We start from the raw sequence: 21069 nt of genomic DNA on the forward strand, positions 1-21069 counted from the left end.
TGGCTTCCTGGCATAGAACTCATGCCCGCCGAGGCTCCATGTCAAGCCACGAAAGGTAACTGTAATTTAAATTAGAAAGTGGTTTGGAATTTAATTTATTTGTGTCCGGAATATTGACGTAGGTCCAAACATTGGAATTATATGAAGATTGGTAAATACCACCTTTACTATGATCCTTTAAATGAAGTTTTTTTCGATACAACTAATGATCAATGGGTTTTGCTACTTGGAACTATGATAGATATTCGTTCTGGTACCACTGATAAACAATTCATTGCTTCAGAGCTACTAAAGTATCTAATATCCTCTGAAGTAGATTTCTTTGATTATCTTGACGAACTATCAGGCAGATATTTAATCTTTTACGGTAATAATCAAACAGCATCGATTTTATCAGATGCCACTGGTTTAAGAAGTATATTTTATTCTACTAAACAAACGGTTATTTCTTCTCATTGCCTATTGGTTAACGAAATCACTCACTCAAACGAATCACCTTATGTAGATAAGGAATGGTTCTCGAAATATTCAAGCTCTCAATTACCGGGACACTTTACTATTTACGAAGACATTTATTTCTTAACTCCTAATACGTTATTAGAGGTAAATGAAAAAAAAATTAGAAGGTTTTTCCCACGAGAAAATTTAGAAATTCTACCAGTAGAACGTGTAGTGGAAGAGATTAGTGAAATTACAAAAAAACAATTGTATCTCTTATCAAAGATTAATGAGAAATTTTTATTCTCACTAACAGCAGGACTAGATAGTAGAACATCTTTAGCCTTGACAAAGGATTATAAAGATTCATTTCATTACTTTACTTATATTAAGGAAAATTTTAATTCAGATAAGCTAAATGCTTATATTATTGACCAAAAGATTGTTACAGAGATGGTTTACAATCTTGGATTAAAACATGATTTTCTAACCATCGATTACAATCTTAAAAACCAGGATTTTAATGAATTTTTAGAAGTCGTTAAATGCAATACAACTTCACAGCATAACGTACGATTGGCCAAACTGTATTTCGATCAGTTTCCGTCAAATATTCTTCATATTCGTTCAAATGTATATGAAATTGGAAGAATGTATTATCGTAAAAATCATAAATTGCCTAAAACTGCTACGATGAAATCACTCGCTGAGTGCTATTCAAAACAGGCAAAAGATGACGAAAAAGTGAAAGAAGCATTTCAAAAATATTATGACCTTATTCAAATGGACAAAATATATAATTATGACCCGTTCGATATTCTTTACTGGGAGTACCGGATGGGTACTTGGATTAGTCAAGTTTTGTTAGAAAGCGACATAGCCCATGATACATTTATTTTATTTAATGTTAGAAAGATTCTTAAGTTATTATTATCAGTTTCATACACTGATAAATATGAATACACCGTATTTCATGAACTAATTAATAAAAATTGGCCTATTCTTAATTATTGGGAGATTAACTCCCTAGGAAATCCAACAGCTTTTTATGATAAACAATTCGATGAAGTGGGTATTCCATTAACAGCGACACGGTTTACTTCCGGGTCATTACTAAACAACAGGACAGTTCCGATAAGGAAAAAGGTACAAACAAGAAGATTTAAGTTTAATTTGGAAGAAAGCAACCCGAAGAACGGGGATTATGCAGAAGCAGATATTCCACTTAAAACAGAACTTAATAAAAGCAGTCATTGTATAATCCATTTGCGATCTCCATATGAAAACATTAAATTAAAGGGAAGAATAAAATATCAAATATATCTTAATAATCAATTATTACTAGAGGAGGATATTTCCTGTTGGAAAGAAACCAATCAAATATCAATAAAATGGAAAGCAGTAGAGCCAAAAAACAGACTAAAAATCAGAATACAATCCATTAAAGATTGTGAAGATTGGTCATGGGGAAAAGCTGGTATGATTTTAGTTGAAAAAATTATACTTCGTAACGGTGATAACCTTGACTCTAACAATATTCAAGTAACTGCCACCAGCCCATTTTCAGTCATTATTAATAAATAACAAATAAAGTAGGTGTCCTAAAGTATAAATTTTAAGGACACCTACTTTATTTGTAATCCAAAAATTATCTATACTTGTTCATCCCAAGTACCTTTTTCTCCCTTTAAACAAAAGGAACATTTTTCCTTGTAACATATCCTTTAGTTCTTTATGGCTATTATTCTTATTAATCTACTGACCTGCTAGAAATAGCACATTGTCTCACAATTTTGTTTTGAGTTAATGTATTTTTAACACAAAAAAACTCTCCCTATGGTAAACAGATTTTTTAATCTGTTTACCATAAGGGTGAGCATATCACTTTTGGATATCATCAAACTCTTATTCTTCTTAACTAGCAAATAGCTTTTTTATTTCTTCATACTTCCTGGAAGCACTTAGCTCTTTAAATCGAATTACCTGTTCACTGGTAGGGTTAAAATCATTACGATATAAATCGTATATCTCTACAAGGATCTTAATTGAATCAAGGGCTTCATCTCTTGTTACATGTTTTAATTTTTCAAGGTACCAGCCTTTGAAATAGAAATCAAACCTCTTATCAAGGAAATCTTGTAAAAGGCCGTTTTCTTTTAGTACCTTTACCCTTGTTTTTTCAAGTAAAAGATATTTTTCAAAAAACCTTTTTGAAATGGTATTTACTGTTGAACCCGAGACAGCAGCATAATAAATATGGATAGGTAGATTAATTACTTTTGTCTTCTTAGAGTTTAACAATAGTTCTTGGAAGAATAATGTGTCTTCACCTGCTGCTCCTTCAACCATCTTTAATGAATGATCTACAATTAATTCACGCTTAAATATTAAAGCCTGAATACTCATTGCTTTAAACTGACTTTTTACTAAATATTCTTTTACGTTTTTTGAGATTACATCACTGCCATTAAAATGAACCGCTGTTTTATAGTAATCAAAATCTGCAGCTTTCGTATCTAATTTAAGCATATTACCGACAACCATATCATAGCGATTCTTAGAAATCTCTTTATATAGATGGTAGTATCCATCATTAATCGCTTCATTATCCGGATCGAGATAGGTAATATATGGTGCAGTCGTTAACTCAAATCCCTTGTTTCTAGGTCTTGAAGCACTTCCGCTTCCTCCATCTTGATAGAAGAAGGATTTCACATTGGCAAATTCTCTTTCCAATCTTCTAATTATCATTGGAGTGTAATTGTCGGTTGAACCGTCATCAACAATAACAATTTCCATGTCTTTAAATAGACTGCTTCTTCGTAAACTATTGAAACATTTATTTAAAAGATGTTTTCCGTTATTATAACTAGCAATAATCACGGATAGCTTATAATTTACCGGTTTTGTTTCTTTCTTTTTTACAATTTGATTATTAAATTCAAACCGATCGATACTAAAGCCATTCGGTATTTCTTTTGGTCCTTTTAACTCTAGGAGTTCATTTAAAGAGAATGATTGGCTCCAGAAAACTGTGCGATATTTATCTGTCACAGTGTTAACATAGTCAAACTCTTTCCCTTGTATCCATTTATCGCCGTCGTAATATGCATCCTTAGTAATATAATCAGAGTTCGTATATTTAAAGCCATTAATCATATCTTCTAAATAAAACTCACCATAAAACTTTTGATCCTCAAAGAACGTTATAAAATCATATTCATTCTTTTGTTCCTCAGAAAAGTCCTTAATAAGAAATAACTCTTTATGAGGATATGTCTGATGTTCAAACATTTCCTTTAATTGAGGTGTATACTTCTCAATAAGAACTGCAACCTTTTTCTTTTTAATTTGAAGTTTAAACCCTATACGATCTAATAATTCTTCAATTCTTAGATAGCTTGTATGATCTGTCATTACATTACGGATTCCCTGAACCTGATGTTCAAAAACCTCTTCCTCAGAAAACCCGTTTAAGATATCTTTAATTTCATTTTTATTATTTACTAAAAATACATTCGGAAATCTATTATTCACGCCAACACTGTAGTTTGACAGCAACACATTCCCTAATGCTTGAAGTTCATAAACCCTGTTTGCAAACATGGTATTACTATCTTGGACTGTATTAAGATTAATTGCCCAATCAAACATCTTATGAAGCTTTTGTAAATAATGATGATCCACTGATGGTGATACATATTTTAAATATTTTTCAGGGAAAAAATAAGCTTCTAGATTGAGCTCATAATTCCTATCAATAATTTTTAAATCACGCTTGCTTTCAATTACACCGTCAAATAAAGTTCGTGTATCCTTTTGACGATGCGGGTATTTTTCATACCACGAACCAGTGAATAGGACCTCTTTACGCTTTGGAAACTTTTTAATCCCAATCGGGTTGTGGTACATAGGGTTAATTCCAAAATCAAGAACAAAGACGTTCTCATTTTTACAATCTCTCTGATAATCGCTAATCTTCTCTTCAGCAGTAGTGAAAATATAATCACACATTTTAGCTATATCAATAAATATTTCATAGTTTACAGGGTCTTCTTTAGAATAAAAAACTATTTTAGTTCCTTGAGATCTATAGAATTCGATAATTTGTTTTAAATCTTGACGATGCTTTCTAATCTTTGGATTTCCAAGACCCTTCCACTCCATGTTAAGTCCCTTCCAAGTGGAAACAACTAAGAAAACATCAAGCTTTTTGGAATATTTTTTATAATTTTCACGTGTAATATATATAAAATTAGCAATATCTTTATAGGAATTAAATAAAAACTCATCCGCAATTATACCAATATTTACTTTTAGTTTTTCAAAATATCTACTACCATTACTTTCTGGAATCTGTTCCAGTAAGGGTTTAATTTTATTAAAGAAATTCTTATCACTTTGCTTATCACGCAGCCGTAGATATTCTGCCTTTTTATTTACATCTAATTTGTTTTGAGAATTAGCAACAGGAGGAGGAGTTGGATTAGATACTGGCTTTTTTATGCCACCTTTTTCTATTAAATTTTTCTCATTTTCAATATCCAGTTTTAATTTTAATTTTAATCGACTCAAAGTAGATAATCTCTGTTGTATTGCCCTTTCATCCAATATTATTTACCTCCCATTACTTTTCTTCTTTTTTTCCAATAGGTTAAGGTAAGTTTCCCTAATTTTGATTCACTTAATGCACGATATTTTCTTAATAGGGTTTGATAAGATTTCAATAACCTTTCTTCTTTTGTATAAGACTCATAGAGAGTTTCTTGAACTTGTATTTTTTCCTTTTTCGCAATAATAACTTGTTTTTCTAACTCCGTAATTTGATTCGTTTTTTCTTTATCCTTTTGCTGTAATTTAGCTATAATCTGTTCTTTTTGTTTTAATTGATTCGTTAATTCTTTTATTTTTTCATCCTTTTGGCTATTTTGTAGTTCTTGTGCTTTATCATTTATCTGAGAATAAATCGTATTTACTATTTCTTCTTTCTCTTGTTCCATTAAATCTAATTTAGTACGGAGCGACTCTATTGTCTCTTCCTTCTCTTTTTCCTTTAGATCTAACTGAGCTTGGAATGACTCTTTTACCATTTGTAGCTCTTTATTACTTTCTTCTACTTGAATATTTAAAGAATTTATTTTGTTATCTTTTTCAATAATTAGATTTTTAAGAGTATTTAATTCAGTATTTTTTTCCTTTACTTGTTCAGAAGCTGCTGATTTAATTTTTTCGATATCAGCTGACACCAACTTTAGCTTTTCTTCTAAAGTCTTAATTTTTTGTTCATTGTTTCTTATTTGTTGCCATAAATCTTTTTCAACAGAGTAGAATGCTCCTTCTAACCTTGATATAAGCTCTTCGTTAATGGATACAGTGCTTGTTTCTTTGCCCTTCTTTTTTAATACTGCACCTACCCATTTACCAAAAAACTTTATTTCTTGAACCACAAGATTCTCTGTTGCAAGTTTTAATAAATCTATTAAATAATATGTTTTTTTATGATCAAAATAATCATTAATACCAAATGGTAATGTTATAATAATGGATCCATTGTCATTTAGTAAGCTATAAGCTTTATTAATAAATCTTTCTGGATCTGTAATATGTTCTAATACTTCACCAAAAATGATAGAATCAAAAGTCTGGTCTCCAACATCCAAGTGCATGAAATTTGCAGACCTAAATTCCACTAAACTTTTTGTAACATTCTCTTCATTTGATAGCATTTGATTTGCATAATCAATTGCTTCTTGCAGAAGGTCTACCCCGATAACCTTCTTCCCTTCTCTGCCTAAGAGAATGGATATAATCCCTTGAGAACAACCTACATCTAAGATTGTCTCTCCTTTTGCATTTTCACAAATCCAATGGATTCGGTTTCTTACCTTCTCAGAAAACTCCTCACCCAATTCTCCAAAATAGGCATCCGTAATTCGGTCTAAAGGTTTCTTCATTTAGTTTCGCTCCTAATTTAGATTAGAAAAAACTTCCTCTCAAAAAAGGTAAGTGCTGTTAATGATAACAACACTTACTAATAAGTTCGGACTATACTAAAACTTCTTTCTTACCTACATATGAGTAGAGATTTCCAAAGTTAATATACTCAAAATCAGCAGGAGAATTTTTTACCACATTTCTTGTATCAAAAATTCTCTTATTAGACATTTTTTCAAATTTCGCAAAATCTAACTCTTTAAACTCGTTATGGTCCGTTAAGATAACTATTAGATCCGAGTTATTTACAGCTTCTTCAATATCTTCAATGACAAAGTCACTTTCAACATGTGGATCAAAGCTTTTTACTTCATACTTACCTTGATAAATTAGCATTTCACGAATTTCCATCGCTGGACTTTCACGAATATCATCAACATTTCCTTTATAAGTTAGTCCAAACAATGTGACAACCTTTCCACCTACATTTTCCATTAATGTATTTACATTTTCAACAACGTACTCAGGCATTGAAGTATTCACGGAACGTGCTAAATTAATCATTTTTGCTTGTTCAGGAGCTTTTGCAACAATAAAATATGGGTCTACCGCAAGACAATGTCCTCCTACCCCAGGACCTGGATAATGAAGGTTTACACGTGGATGTTTATTAGCCATTTCAATTACATCTAATGCATTTATTTCTAATTCATTACATACTTTTGTTAACTCGTTGGCAAGGGCAATGTTCACATCGCGGAAAGTATTTTCCATGAGCTTAGACATTTCAGCTGTTTTAGCATTTGTTTTAATGATTTCACCTTTTACAAAAGTGCTGTACACCATGGCACCTGCTTCCGTACACTCAGGAGTAATCCCCCCAACAATACGGTTATTATAAATTAACTCATGTAAAATTTGGCCTGGTAATACTCTTTCTGGACAATGCACCAAGAAAATATCTTTACCTACAATAAATCCAGCCTTTTCAACTAGCGGTTTCACATAATCATCCATACTTCTTGGGGCAATTGTAGATTCAACAATTAGCACATTCCCTTTTTCAAGATATGGAATAACACTATTTACAGCACTTAAAACATAAGATAAATCACAAGATTTGTATAAATCATCGTTATTTGGTGTAGGAACAGCTACAATAAATGCATCTGCTTTTTCGGGTGTTAATGATGCCCGAAATGTACCCTTTGCAATTACTTCTTCCAATGCCTCTTGTAAGCCTGGTTCTTCAATGTGAATTTTCCCTGAATTCAACATATCAATAACCTTTGGACTAATATCCACACCTACTACTTCTACATCGTGTTTAGCAAACATAATAGAGGTTGGTAGTCCAATATAACCTAATCCAACAGTACAAAGCTTCATTATTACTCTCCTCCTGGGGTGTTGATAGTTTTTTATTTTAATAACTCATATTAAGACCAAATCAAATAATTTTACCTTTTACTTCTTAAAAACAAACATTCATATTATTTCACTTTAAAATCAGCAGGTTTCATATCACTATGACCAAAATGATAGAGAATGGCTTCCACTATTCTTTTAGAAGCTAATCCATCACCATACGGATTTGAAGCTTGCGCCATTTGTTCATGCGCTTCTTTACTTGTTAAAAGTTCATCCGCTAGCTTGAATATGACGTCTTCATCTGTACCAGCGAGCTTAAGCGTACCAGCTTCTACCCCTTCTGGTCGCTCTGTTGTGTCTCTCAACACTAGTACAGGAACTCCTAAAGATGGTGCTTCTTCTTGAACACCACCAGAATCAGTTAAGATTAGGTACGCTCTTGAGGCAAAATTATGAAAATCAATTACATCCAATGGTTCTATTAAATGAATATGATCATTGTCACCTAGAATTCTATTTGCAATTTCGCGTACAACAGGGTTCATATGAACTGGATATACAACTTGGATATCATTGTGCTTTTCCACAAGCCTGCGAATTGCCCGGAACATATTCTCCATTGGCTCACCCGTGTTTTCACGGCGATGTGCTGTCATTAATACTAACCGATCTTGTCCTAATTTATCTAATACAGGATGGGAGTAATTATTTTTTACCGTTGTTTTTAAAGCATCAATTGCCGTATTTCCTGTAATAAAGATTGTTTCTTCACTTTTATTTTCCTCTAAAAGATTCTGTTTTGATTGCTTAGTTGGAGCAAAATGAAGATCTGCCAATACTCCTGTTAACTGCCGATTCATCTCCTCTGGATAAGGAGAATATTTATTCGAGGTTCGCAATCCGGCTTCAACATGTCCAATCGGAATTTGATTGTAGAAAGCGGCTAAGCTTGCAACAAAAGTAGTGGTTGTATCTCCATGAACAAGGACAATATCCGGCTTGACCTCTTGGAATACTTTGTTTAAACCTTCTAAGCTGCGTATAGTCACATCCACCAAGGTTTGTCTATCTTTCATAATATTTAAATCATAGTCCGGAGTAATTTCAAAAATATTTAATACTTGATCAAGCATTTGTCGATGTTGTGCCGTTACTGTGACAATCGACTTAATTTTTCCATTATTTTTCTCTAATTCTTTTACAAGAGGGGCCATTTTTATCGCTTCTGGCCTTGTTCCAAAAACGGTCATTACCTTGATTTGATTACTCATCATAACCTCCCATTAATTTGCCTTTTTTAATCCTTCATTTATGTCATTAACAGATTGTTTACATTGATAAACATTGAGCAAATGAATCTGTTCATTTTCCCAATTGTATTTTTGGCTGGCATTAATGGCATTTACTTTCATTTCACTGTGCTTTTCCGGATGATCGATAAGCCAATTAACTCCATCTGCTATGGATTCAGGATCATGAGAATCAACTATTACTCCTGTTTGATCTCCTTCTACCACTCTCTTAATTTCAGGAAATCCACATGCAACAACAGGTACTCCAGCCATCATATATTCAAATAGCTTGTTTGATGATGCCGAGTAATGGTTAAAGCACACATTGTTAAGAACTTGAAATCCTAAATACGCATTCCTTGTATATTTTGGTAAATCTGCAAGTGGGACTTTAGGGAGAAATTTCACTTTTTCTTCAAGTTTCATCTGTTGAACCATGTCTATGAGATCATTTTTTATTTTCCCGTCCCCAATTAATACCAATACACCTTCTTTAAAAAGCGGTGCTGCCTTTATTAGCTTGTCCAAACCACGACCTGTTTGAATTCCACCCTGATATAAAAGAATTTTTTCATGCCTAGGGATATTCAACATTCCATGTAAATCTACTTTTTCTGTATTTTTACTTGTTTGCTTAAAAGGGTAGTTATGAACAACATGGGGATAAATTCCATATAAACTTTCGTTATACTTTGCTCTAGTATGATTTTCAACGATCATTTCGTCAATTTTTTTTATAAAAAAAGCTTCCATTTTCCCATAAACGGGACTATTGTATCCTGTTCTGCTTGTTTGAACTTCATGGGAATCGTAAATCAATCTTTTGGGCTTCAATCTCCATTTAGAACAAATATATCCTTGTGGGAGAGTGTTTAAATCATTTGAATGATAGATATCGTAATTTCCCTTATATCCCATTAAAATCATTCGTAAAATTAAACTCCCTCTAACCCATATCACATTTAATTTTGTTTTTAACAAAATTACTGCTAGAAAAGTTAGAGAAAGAAATAGAACAGGTGATATATATACAAACATGGCCCATAAAAGAAAACAAAAAGCTCCAAACCATTTATGTTGTAAGGAGAACCGGTACATTTTTTGAATGAATTCCAATAAAACTGGGTACCTTCTAAGTCTAAATACCCTGAAATGCTCATTTCTTTGTTCAAACCTTGGAAGTGTCTCGTCTTTAGGGTCATGTATGCAGATTAAATCTACATCATAACCAGCTTCCGATAGTGTTGTGCATTCCCTTAACACTCTGGCATCATTGGTAAAATGATTCCAAACAAACATTCCAACTCTTTTTGACATCGTTCTCCCCATTCCCTTTAATTTCTATTTCATATATTCTACTAACTTATTAATGTTGACATCCCAGTTGAAATTTTTAAGAATTACTTGCTGCGCTCTTTCTGACATTTCTTTGCACAGTTTTTTATCTTCTAATAACGTCTTTATAATGGATACAATTTTTTTAGGATCGGGAGTATTGCTAACAATTCCTACTCGTTCTTTTTCAATCATTTCTTTTGCATATCCATCAACTACTCCTACGATAGGAACGCCACAAGTCATATAATCAATAATTTTCCCTGGTAAAACCGTTTTAAAAACATCTTTTTCTTTTAACGTTACAAGACCTAAATCATGTTCTGAAATAATCTTAAAAACTTCTTTTCTAGTTACTGGGTTAATAATGGTAACATTCTTATAATCTTTAATTGAATGAATCAATTGTTTTTTATTTACCCCATACCCTATGATAGTTAAATGAATTCCTTGCTCGTCCAATAGAGGTACAAGCTGATTAATTAATAGGGTATTTTGAGCTAAGCCTAAATTACCTGCATAAATTATTTTTTTTGTATCGTTTTTTTCCCTATTTTTAAGAGCTATTTCCTCTTCTACAGCTCCATTAGGGATAAAGATTATTTTTGATTTTAATATTCCTGCCTTATTTTGTATGTGATCCTGAAAACCCAGGCTGTTAATGACTATTTTGTCTGATTTTTTATAAAGAGTTTTTTCTAATGTCCCAAAGAATTTTAATATAATGGGGTAGTTAAAAACTTCAACACCTTTTAACGATTCCGGCCATAAATCGCGGATATCTAAAACCAATTTTGTTTTGTATCGATATTTGGCAAACAGCCCAACTAACCCAGTAAATATCGGCGGTGAAGTTACAAAAATATAATCATATCTTTTTTTGTCCTTAATAATAAGGAAAATAAGTTTTAGAGCAATTTCTATATAATATAACAAACGGTTAATAATACTATTTGAATATTTTCTACTGGAAATATTAATTCTCATAATGTTATTTTCACGATTTAAGCTTTCATCATCCCAAAAGTCTGCATTACTATAGATCTTCTTGTTTGGATAAGAAGGTTCAGCTGTAAAAACCGTTACATCATATTTTTTCTTTTTCAATTGCAGAAATAGGTGCTTAATCCGGTTAGCGTGACTGCCTATTTCCGGATAAAAATGCTGAGATATAATTAATACTCGTTTCACTAACGGATTACCACCTTTTTGTCATTTTAAAATCTGTATATCTCAACGAATATTGTAAGTATATGTCAATCGTTTGCAGTTACAATAATACACGGTGATAATAATTTTTAAAACATAATTCAACAATTTACAATCAATTACCAAAAACACATTAAAATTATTGACTTATGTATATATTTCGTTGGCCGAAATTTATCAAATCAAAAAAATAAATATCTAATTGAAAATTATGCGCGTGAACACTATTCTTTCATTAGATATTAATGCTTAGATAAGATAGTGGACTCACACCACAATCAATTGAAAAAATCACCTAAGAATAGAAAAATTCCCTATTTTACCAAAATCTTACCAAAATACTATTTATTACATAAAAAACTACAACTTTCGACTTATTTTTAACAAAATAAGACATATACCAAAACTTATAATAGTTTACCACTTTTTATTTTGACAGTAAATAGCAAATATTGTCGATTAATGTCGGTATTATTTACATAAAAATTTTCTAATAAAGTTGTATCCTAAATATAAATTAAGACTTTTTTACTAATAAAAAGAAATTCAAATGTGATTCAATACAATGATTTACTTTATTCGAAAAAATAACTTCTAATAACAGCCCTCAATAGTTATCAGCCACATTTCAGCTCCTTGATAAACTGCTTGCAGCTATACACCTTAAACCCTTTTTCGACAAAGGCGAAGGTATAGGGTTCTTCGTTGATCCTTTATATTCGAAGTAGCTCTATAAAATTTGCCATAGATTATGACATCAATGTCGAAGGTAAAAAGAAACATTTTATTCCTATTTTTCTACATCATTTCCACAAAATTTATAGAAACCCACCCGAATTCTAGGAAACTATGGTAAAATTTATAGAATAAAAAAATAAAAAGAGGTGATTTTGTTAGATGAAGAAAACCATTATTCGTGCTTTATCGACAACGGCACTCATTTCAATGGCCTACGCTGGAACGGCCAATGCCAGTACATATAAGGTGGTAAAAGGGGATGCCCTTATTAAAATTGCTAATCGTTACAATGTGACAGTAACTGAACTGCAGAAATGGAACAATCTTTCAGGGACCTTAATCTATCCTGGACAAGTGCTGAAGGTATCTGCACCAGCTACAACCACCACTGCGCCTACAACAAGCGGGTTAACGCAACAAAATACAGGGAATACGAGCAATTCCGTTACTGTACATATAGTTAAAAAAGGTGATTCTCTTTGGAAATTAGCCAGAGATTATAAAACAACTATCCAGGAATTGAAATCACTAAATGGTCTAACTTCAGATATCATTTATGTGGGACAAAAACTGAAGGTATCTGAAAAAAAATCAACACCTTTGAAGAACCCTCCTGCCAATCAGGTGTCACCATCGCCTGGAAACAGTACAGTGTTTGTCCATACCGTGAAAAGTGGTGATTCGCTCTGGAAAATTGCGAATCAATATGGGACGACCGTAGCAAATTTGAAATCATTAAATAACTTAAAATCTAACCTTCTTTATATAGGACAAAAATTGAAGGTTTCAGGAAATGCACCTACGACCGAAACAAAACCTTCGCAACAAACTCCTGCTCCTACCGGGTCCAGTGTGGCTGAAAAAATGATTTCAGTAGGAAAAAGTGTCCTTGGTACGCCTTATGTTTGGGGTGGTAGTTCAAAATCAGGTTTTGACTGCAGTGGCTTCATTTATTACACTGCTAACCAAGCCGGTTACAAGATTGGCCGCTATTCGGCTGCTGGCTACTATGATCGTAGCTACTATGTCAACAATCCTAAACCAGGGGACCTTGTCTTTTTTGAAAACACCTATAAAAAAGGAATCTCGCATGTGGGAATTTATCTGGGGAATAATCAATTTATCCATGCGAGCTCCTCAAAAGGAGTAACGATTTCTGATTTAAAAAATCCATATTGGACTCAGCATTTTGATAGTTTTAAGCGATTCTATTAATCTGATAAAACGCTAAAAACTAAAATGGCACCGCAATTTGCGGTGCCGTTTACTATATGTAAAACGATATTATATGCTATCACGGTTCGGCGGAGGGAAGCCATCATGGACCATAAGGAAAATCGGCTAAAGTCTTGACTCGACCACTGCTTGGGAATCCCTAACTAGTAAATGCTTCAAATCGGCTTTTAATTCTTCGATTAATTTCTCTACCGTTATTTCTGCTTCATTCATGCCCTTCTCATATGCCTTTTTTAAAATCTCAGCAAAATCGGCTATCACCGGGCTTGTCTTCCCTTGTTTTTGATCCAACTGTTCAATCCTCCCCATCAACATAATTAGTCATATTTTACTATGATAATAGATAATTGTAAATATTTTCCCGGTATTTATTGTAAAATTTTTGGGATTAATGTAGATTTTGGATTATTTTTTATTATTAAATTTCACTCAAAGAAAAAACCTCTTTTTCCGTCAAGCATGATATGATGAATATATGTTAACCTTTATGTAAATTAAGTAAACATTTAAGGAGGCTTACAGGTGTTTAAATTAAGAGGCCATCATCTATTTTGCTTGCTTGGTTACCGGGGAATGGGCTATTCCGAGGAATATGTGAAAAACATGACCATTCTTCATCAAACGTTAAGAAACGAGCCAAACACATTCATTCAGCTCGTAAATGGACCGGATCAATTGTGTGAGAAGTACCCTAACTCGGGCGATTATCATTGTGAAAACCAAAATATATATGAAAAAGATGCTATAATATTGAAGAAACTTGGGCTTGAAATCGGTCAAATCTTAAGTTGGTCAGAAATTGAATCACGGATCCGTAAACACGCAGTCCCTTCGGATCTTGCAACCATCTGCGAATCCTGTTCCTGGCGCGCCTATGGGGTATGTGAAGAAGGAATGCAAGAGATGATTGAAGGGAAAGGATTGCGGGAAGTGAAATAAGAAAAAGGTTGGGAGCGGACTACCGCTCCTTTTTCATTTTCATTGGATTTTAAGCATGCTGTTCTTCGGCAGCCATGGCCTCTGCTTTCGTTTTGTGAACCGTGCCTTTCGGATGCTGTGGTGGAGCATAGATCGAATAGATTTTTAAGGGAATCGTTCCTGTATTGATGACATTATGCCAAGTACCAGCAGGAATCATGATGGCTGAATCATCAAAAACTTCCCTTTCAAATGTTAATTGGTCTTGTTGTTGTCCCATTCGAACTATTCCTTGACCTTGTTCAATACGTAAAAACTGATCTAAATCCGGATGAATTTCTAATCCAATATCTTCCCCCACTTGTAGGCTCATTAATGTTACTTGTAGGTGTTTTCCTGTCCATAATGCGGTTCGAAACGTTTCGTTTTGTTTGGCAGCCTGATTAATGTTGACCACAAATGGTTCGGGTCCAAAGTCTTTCCTTTCATTGATGGTCGAATGCATTGGACTCATTCGGTAAGGTTGATGAGGTGATGTCCAATATAGGTGCTGATTTCCATAGGGATGGGGTACCATTCGGTAATATGGATGAAAATAAGGATTGGATCGGGCATCGTACATTTTTTTCAGCTCCCTCCTAGATTATTCACCATATCTTATGCACATAGAGGAGAAATGGAACAAGAGGGCAAGATTCAAGTCTGTTCCTTCAATCCTCATTTTTATTTACCATTAAGTCCCCCTCTCCTCGAATCTAAATTTTTTGGATATAATAAAGGAATATGGATTTTTTTGATGTAATGGGGTCGATACCTGTGAACGAACAGATACTGGAACTTTCTGATGAGATAAAGAATAGATTGAGTCCGTATTTGCCTGAGGATGTGAAGCTTGTACAAAAAGGGCTCATGCTTTATCGCCAAGGACTTGTCACACAGCTTCGTATGGAACAAGGAGAATTTCGCGCCACCGTACAAGATGTAACACCTGCCAAGGTACAGCTAAACCCAGAAATTTTGGGGCAGAGTAAATGCTCCTGTCCTAGTGAAGGGCTATGTCGCCATCAAATGGCCGTGTTTTTTAGCGCCTATGCGCAAAAAGGTAGTGTGGCAGACTGGGTATCGGAATGGCGCGAGCCACTAAGGGAGAATATGCACCAAACGAATTTAGCGACCGCCTGGGGATTAAAAAAAGCAAAAGATTTGGTCAAAGCAGAGGGGGTGCTAAAACCGGACTACAGCCGCTGGGTCCAATCGTTTGAGGTAAGCTTTAATACACTAGTCGGGGGAAAGAAATATACAAACCCCTTTATCATTCCAGAATTGTTCGAGATTTACTTGAAACGGATTAGGGCCAGTGCTCCGGTCGAAAAAGAGTGGCGTCTCATTTATGAACTGGTGGCCGCAGTAGTATCGTTTCGAAACCTCGTAGTCCTAAGCAATGAACTGGGATTTGATGAACAGACCGTACGGCGAGCTTATCATCACTCTTTTGAAAATTTACTAGGAGAGGTCGAAGAGATTGTTGAAAAAATGGGGGTACAAACCCTTCCCTTTTCCTTTGATGAGTTCATTGGGCATTTGAAGGATGAGGTGTTTGAACTACTTACCTGCACGAGAAAAGGGCTGGAGCAAGAACGCATCCAACTACACCGCCTATTGTGGACGGAACTCTTTCGAAAAAAAGAATGGCGGCAGGAAGAAGCACGGAAAATTGGCGATCATATAAAGCAGCTTGAGGACGGAGAGAATCCTGTCCCCTATTTAGTCACGAGGATTCATTTATTTTTCTTACTCGGGAATGATGAACAGGCACTGGAACTAGCAAACAGTGTTCCAGAAAAATTCATCACGCCTTATATGTTGTGGTGGATTGAAGATTTTTCCGCAGCCAGAATGTGGCGCCGGGTGGAACCATTGATCGAGCTATTTTTACAACAACTAAAAAAATATACCGATTGGCTCGGTTCGTATCATAGTAGTTCCGTCTTTATCCGGAAAGCACTACGGGCCATTACGCCCTATTGTTCGGAAAATGGCCGGGTCGATTTGTTTGAGCGGGCATTGCTAGTGATGCTGCCGTACAGTTTTGCGGATTATGAACATTTATTGTTGGAACGCGGTGATTGGGACCGGTGGGCCGAGCTGTACGCCTTGGTCGGATTGGGATACGATGATCTAGGAAATGATCGAGTAAAACGGCTCGAGAAAGAGCGACCTGAACTGCTACTCGGAATGCTCCATCAAGCAGCCCAACATGAAATCGATCAGAAAAACCGTGGCAGCTACCGCATGGCCGTGCGCCACCTAAAAAAACTCCGAACCCTGTACAAAAAACTAAAACGAATGGAAGACTGGGAATACTTCCTCACCCAATTACTCGAACGAACCAAACGACTGCGCGCCTTCCAAGAAGAATGCCAACGAAGCAAATTGATTTAGATGACAGGCTTGGTTGATAAAAAACGTGCCCGCGCGATCTTTTGGGCAGATTCACGAGAAGTTCCCTTATCTGTATGGAGATAGTATTTCTAACGATCGTAAGGATTCAGCATCGGTACGAAATCGTCGTTCTGACTCCTCCACTCCACTTTAAAGGAGCCGTTTTACCATGCTTATGACTAGGTTTTTGAAATTGCTAATCACAAAATTAGAAGATGATCGCTTCCTCCTCTCCGCTCAAGACAAGGAGGGCAACATCATCGATCCCTCTCAATGGAAGAATCTTGTTTTTAGCAATCATGCTGAAAGTTTTTACGGAACACTGCTCGATACGGAGACAACCAAAGACATGAAAGGTATTGCCATGAACGGCTGGCAGCTCGTATCGCTTTTTGCTAAGGAATCATTCAATCGCTTTATAGAGTGGGATTGGAATGAAGAAGCCGAAATTTGTCTAGCAGCCGCGGCATCGATGTATGAAGGAATTGTCGAAAAAGATTGGCTTCCGGATTTTTCGGTATGGGGGCCACATGGCGAGTTTCGCTGGAAACTGCCGGATCGAGTCGAGAATGAGTTCAATCCCTCATTTTGGGAACAGAAAATTCACTCGAAGATTATTGTAGACACTGACTCCTTCCCAACAACAGCCCGTGATTACCTTTCCGATTTGTATAACCAAGCATTGGATGCTTTTTTAACAAAAAATAATTCTATGAAGGAACTATTCGGACCAAAGCTTGATTTATTGAAAAAGCAAAACATTTCCAACATGGAACTGGCTCGTTGTTTTGACGATGAAAGCTGGCTAGAGTGGGTTGGTATCAAAGAAAATGAAGCGCCATTTTCGATCGGGCTTCGTTTGGATGAACCAGAAAACGGGGAAGGCAACTGGAGTTTAGATGTTTTTTTACGAGGTAAAAAAAATGTTGATGAGGTAGTGGATGTCGAAGATGTAAAACGGATTCCAGCGAGGTGGCGCTCTTATTTGGATAAAGTCGACCGTGAGCAAGCCCGCTGGGTAAGGCTTTTCCCTTGGCTAGGCGACGGGGACATTGAAGAAAACGGAATTGCCCCTTTGAAAACCGAGCTGACAGAGGAAGAAGCATGGATGTTTTTGACGGAGGCAAGCGAAACCCTATTGGCGCTTGATGTCGAAATCCTCCTACCTTCCTGGTGGCAGGCAATGAAACAGGCCAACTTGCGAGTAAAAGCATCGCTGAAAGGGACAACGGCGTACCGTCCATCATTTGTCGGTTTGAATGCCATGCTTGATTTCAATTGGCGTTTTTCCATGAATAATGTCGAGTTGTCCGAGGAAGAGTTTAACCGACTTGTCGAGGAAAAGCGGCGGCTTGTCTATATTCGCGGTCGCTGGGTAAAGCTTGACCCGCAGTTTATTCGACAAATTCAAGATTTGATGAAACGGGCCGAAAAAGAAGGATTGCATGTCCGTGATTTGCTTGAGCAAGAACTGGTGGACTCTAGGGGAGACGAAGAAGAGATTGAAAATCCGAAGGCGTTTATGAAGATTCAGATTGAGCTGAACCGGCAATGGAAGCAGATGATTAAGCAACTATCAGAGCTGAAGGACATCCCATTGGTCCAAGCGCCGGAAGAATTGAACGGAGAACTTCGGCCATACCAGCAACTAGGAATGAGCTGGCTCTGGTTCCTGCGACAATATGGATTTGGCGCCATCCTCGCTGATGATATGGGACTAGGAAAAACCATTCAGCTCATATCGTATTTATTGAAGGTAAAAGAAGAAGCAGACACCATAGAAAATCACGAAACGGTGACTGACTCGAAAACTTCTTCTACTAAAGTCCCTACAAAAGCGGCCTTAATCATCTGCCCTACTTCCGTTCTTGGAAATTGGCAAAAGGAATTAGAGCGATTTGCACCTAAAATGAAGGTGTATCTTCATTATGGTTCAAAGCGGCTGAAAGAGGAAGCCTTCGTGCAGGAAGCTCAAGAGGTGGATGTCGTACTTACCTCTTATGGCTTGAGCCATCTTGATACAGAGGAATTTGCGGCACTTCATTGGAGCACGATTGCCATTGATGAAGCGCAAAATATTAAGAATGCACAAACGAAGCAGTCAAAGGCGGTGCGCAAGTTAAGAGGACGCCACCACATCGCCCTAACCGGAACACCGATGGAAAATCGTTTGTCTGAATTATGGTCGATTTTTGATTTTACGAACCACGGTTACCTCGGTAGCCTCGGACAGTTCCAAAAACGATTCATTCTTCCGATTGAAAAAGAGGAGAAAAAGGAAAAAATCCAGCAACTACAGCAGTTAATTAAGCCATTCCTGCTTCGTCGTACGAAAAAAGACGAAGAAGTGGCACTGAACCTACCTGATAAGCTGGAACAAAAAGAATACTGTCCACTTACAGCCGAACAGGCATCATTATATGAACAATTGATTCACGATACATTTGCGGAAATTGAAAAACTGACCGGTTTTGAACGCAAGGGATTAATTCTGCAAATGTTAAGCCGCTTAAAACAGCTTTGCAACCATCCTGCTTTATATTTGAAGGAACAAGTGGCCGATCGTGAGCTTTTAAAGCGGTCCAATAAATTAGAGAAGCTGGTTGAACTGGTAGATGCGGTTTTAGAACAGGGCGAAAGCTGTCTTATTTTCACCCAATATATCGAAATGGGCGAAATCATTCGAAGGACATTGAAGGAAAAATTTGGTGTTGAGGTGCCGTTTTTAAATGGGAGTGTATCAAAAGCGCAGCGAGATAGGATGATCGAGCAGTTCCAAAACCAAGAGTTCCCTGTATTCTTGCTTTCACTGAAGGCAGGTGGAACAGGTTTGAATCTCACCGCGGCTAATCACGTCATCCACTATGACCGCTGGTGGAATCCCGCTGTTGAAAACCAAGCAACAGACCGTGCCTACCGCATTGGGCAATCCCGCTTTGTCCATGTACACAAACTCATCTGCACTGGCACACTCGAAGAAAAAATCGACACGATGCTTGAAAAAAAGCAACACCTAAACGATCAAATTATCCAAAGCGAAAACTGGATCACGGAGCTCTCAACAGAGGAACTAAAAGAATTGGTCTATCTTGGATAAATGGGACCATAAAGAAACAGCGGCTTTTCGCCGCTGTTTTTTGCTGTTGATGACTCTTCGGTGGAAGAGAGTTATCTCCTTCCACATTTCCCCAAATTAGCAACCATACGTCTACATGATGGATGATGCGGTATGGTTCTTTAAGGTGTAAAATAGATTTAGGATGTGAAAAACATGAAAATCATTGATGCACATATTCATTTAGATCGTTACGAGGATAAAGAAATCGAATCGATGTTAAAAAAAGCGGATTGGCTTGAAGCTTTGGTGTCTGTTTCGTTTGACCTTCATTCCTGTAAACGGAATCTTCGCTTAAATAAAACCTATTCGAAGGTAAAACCAGCCTTTGGATTTCATCCCGAGCAGTCTCTGCCAAATGAACGCGAGTTAACCAAACTGATGGAGTGGATGACTCAGCATAAAGAAGAAATGATTGCTGTAGGAGAGGTAGGTCTTCCCTATTATTTACGAAAAGACGGAAAAGTTTCCGCCCCTGAGTATGGTCAATATCTCGAACTCCTTGAGACTTTTCTCGTGCTAGCGAAAAAATGGGAAAAACCGATTGTTTTACATGCTGTCTACGACGATGCCCCGATTGTATGTGATTTATTAGAGAAACATAATATAACGAAAGCCCATTTTCATTGGTTCAAAGGTGGCCAAAAAACGGTCAAAAGAATGATATCCAATGGCTACTATATTTCCGTTACACCCGAAATTTTATATAAAGAAAAAATTCAACAATTAGCGAAATCCTACCCATTAGAGCAAATCATGGTGGAAACCGATGGTCCTTGGCCGTTCGATGGCCCTTTTACCGGACAAAAAACACACCCAAACATGATTAAATACTCTATCTCCACTCTAGCAAAAATAAAAAAACAATCCGAAAAAGAAGTTTCCGAACAAATATATAAAAACACTCGAGTCTTTTATCGCCTATAAAAACCTATCATTCCGTGGAATAGATCTGCCCACTCATGAAAGAATACGTATGAGATTTCAAGAAATCTCCAAACCTGTATATAGCCACTATATTCTCTTCTACTACATTCGTAA

At 36.0% G+C, this 21069-nt stretch carries 14 protein-coding genes; 6 read left to right on the forward strand and 8 right to left on the reverse strand.

What is annotated here, in order from left to right; genetic code table 11:
• The first annotated feature begins 219 nt into the window (after nucleotides 1–219).
• Nucleotides 220–2022, forward strand: coding sequence for a hypothetical protein (locus tag G4Z05_RS04695; RefSeq protein WP_163250704.1), 1803 nt, complete (start codon nucleotides 220–222; stop codon nucleotides 2020–2022).
• A 330-nt stretch (nucleotides 2023–2352) separates the two neighbouring features.
• Here the strand turns inward: G4Z05_RS04695 and G4Z05_RS04700 are convergent, their stop codons facing one another.
• The 6 genes from G4Z05_RS04700 to G4Z05_RS04725 form a co-directional block, all read right to left on the reverse strand.
• Nucleotides 2353–5049: a glycosyltransferase gene (locus G4Z05_RS04700; protein WP_163250705.1), complete on the reverse strand. Its 2697-nt coding sequence runs from the start codon at nucleotides 5047–5049 to the stop codon at nucleotides 2353–2355.
• A gap of 2 nt (nucleotides 5050–5051) precedes the next feature.
• Entirely contained in the window at nucleotides 5052–6392 is a 1341-nt protein-coding gene (locus tag G4Z05_RS04705; protein ID WP_163250706.1) for a methyltransferase domain-containing protein, read from the reverse strand.
• A gap of 91 nt (nucleotides 6393–6483) precedes the next feature.
• Nucleotides 6484–7761, reverse strand: a complete 1278-nt coding sequence (locus G4Z05_RS04710) for a nucleotide sugar dehydrogenase (protein ID WP_163250707.1) — start codon at nucleotides 7759–7761, stop codon at nucleotides 6484–6486.
• A gap of 104 nt (nucleotides 7762–7865) precedes the next feature.
• Nucleotides 7866–9014, reverse strand: a complete 1149-nt coding sequence (gene wecB, locus G4Z05_RS04715; RefSeq protein WP_163250708.1) for a non-hydrolyzing UDP-N-acetylglucosamine 2-epimerase — start codon at nucleotides 9012–9014, stop codon at nucleotides 7866–7868.
• Nucleotides 9015–9026: 12 nt separating this feature from the next.
• Entirely contained in the window at nucleotides 9027–10352 is a 1326-nt protein-coding gene (locus G4Z05_RS04720; protein WP_163250709.1) for a glycosyltransferase, read from the reverse strand.
• A gap of 24 nt (nucleotides 10353–10376) precedes the next feature.
• The gene (locus G4Z05_RS04725; RefSeq protein WP_163250710.1) at nucleotides 10377–11561 is read right to left on the reverse strand and encodes a glycosyltransferase; all 1185 of its coding nucleotides are present in this window, start codon (nucleotides 11559–11561) and stop codon (nucleotides 10377–10379) included.
• Between the two features lie 915 nt (nucleotides 11562–12476).
• Between G4Z05_RS04725 and G4Z05_RS04730 the strand changes: the two genes are divergently transcribed.
• A complete protein-coding gene (locus G4Z05_RS04730) occupies nucleotides 12477–13532 on the forward strand; it encodes a C40 family peptidase (RefSeq protein WP_163250711.1) in 1056 nt (351 codons plus the stop codon).
• Between the two features lie 126 nt (nucleotides 13533–13658).
• Here the strand turns inward: G4Z05_RS04730 and G4Z05_RS04735 are convergent, their stop codons facing one another.
• Nucleotides 13659–13844 (reverse strand): YwzD family small protein, encoded by a 186-nt coding sequence (locus G4Z05_RS04735; protein WP_163250712.1) that lies wholly within the window; start codon nucleotides 13842–13844, stop codon nucleotides 13659–13661.
• A gap of 231 nt (nucleotides 13845–14075) precedes the next feature.
• On the opposite strand from G4Z05_RS04735, the gene G4Z05_RS04740 reads away from it, so the two are divergent.
• A complete protein-coding gene (locus G4Z05_RS04740; RefSeq protein WP_163250713.1) occupies nucleotides 14076–14492 on the forward strand; it encodes a DUF1284 domain-containing protein in 417 nt (138 codons plus the stop codon).
• A 49-nt stretch (nucleotides 14493–14541) separates the two neighbouring features.
• Here G4Z05_RS04740 and G4Z05_RS04745 read toward each other — a convergent pair whose 3' ends face one another.
• Nucleotides 14542–15093, reverse strand: coding sequence for a cupin domain-containing protein (locus G4Z05_RS04745; RefSeq protein ID WP_163250714.1), 552 nt, complete (start codon nucleotides 15091–15093; stop codon nucleotides 14542–14544).
• 194 nt (nucleotides 15094–15287) lie between these two features.
• On the opposite strand from G4Z05_RS04745, the gene G4Z05_RS04750 reads away from it, so the two are divergent.
• The 3 genes from G4Z05_RS04750 (at nucleotide 15288) to G4Z05_RS04760 (ending at nucleotide 20955) form a co-directional block, all read left to right on the forward strand.
• Complete coding sequence (locus G4Z05_RS04750) at nucleotides 15288–16913, forward strand: SWIM zinc finger family protein (RefSeq protein ID WP_338036744.1); 1626 nt, start codon at nucleotides 15288–15290, stop codon at nucleotides 16911–16913.
• 169 nt (nucleotides 16914–17082) lie between these two features.
• Nucleotides 17083–20010, forward strand: coding sequence for a DEAD/DEAH box helicase (locus tag G4Z05_RS04755; protein WP_163250715.1), 2928 nt, complete (start codon nucleotides 17083–17085; stop codon nucleotides 20008–20010).
• A 174-nt stretch (nucleotides 20011–20184) separates the two neighbouring features.
• On the forward strand, nucleotides 20185–20955 hold the full coding sequence (locus tag G4Z05_RS04760; RefSeq protein WP_163250716.1) for a TatD family hydrolase: 771 nt from the start codon (nucleotides 20185–20187) through the stop codon (nucleotides 20953–20955).
• Nucleotides 20956–21069 lie beyond the last annotated feature (114 nt).

Source organism: Neobacillus thermocopriae (assembly GCF_010975035.1).
Taxonomy (GTDB): domain Bacteria; phylum Bacillota; class Bacilli; order Bacillales; family Cytobacillaceae; genus Neobacillus; species Neobacillus thermocopriae.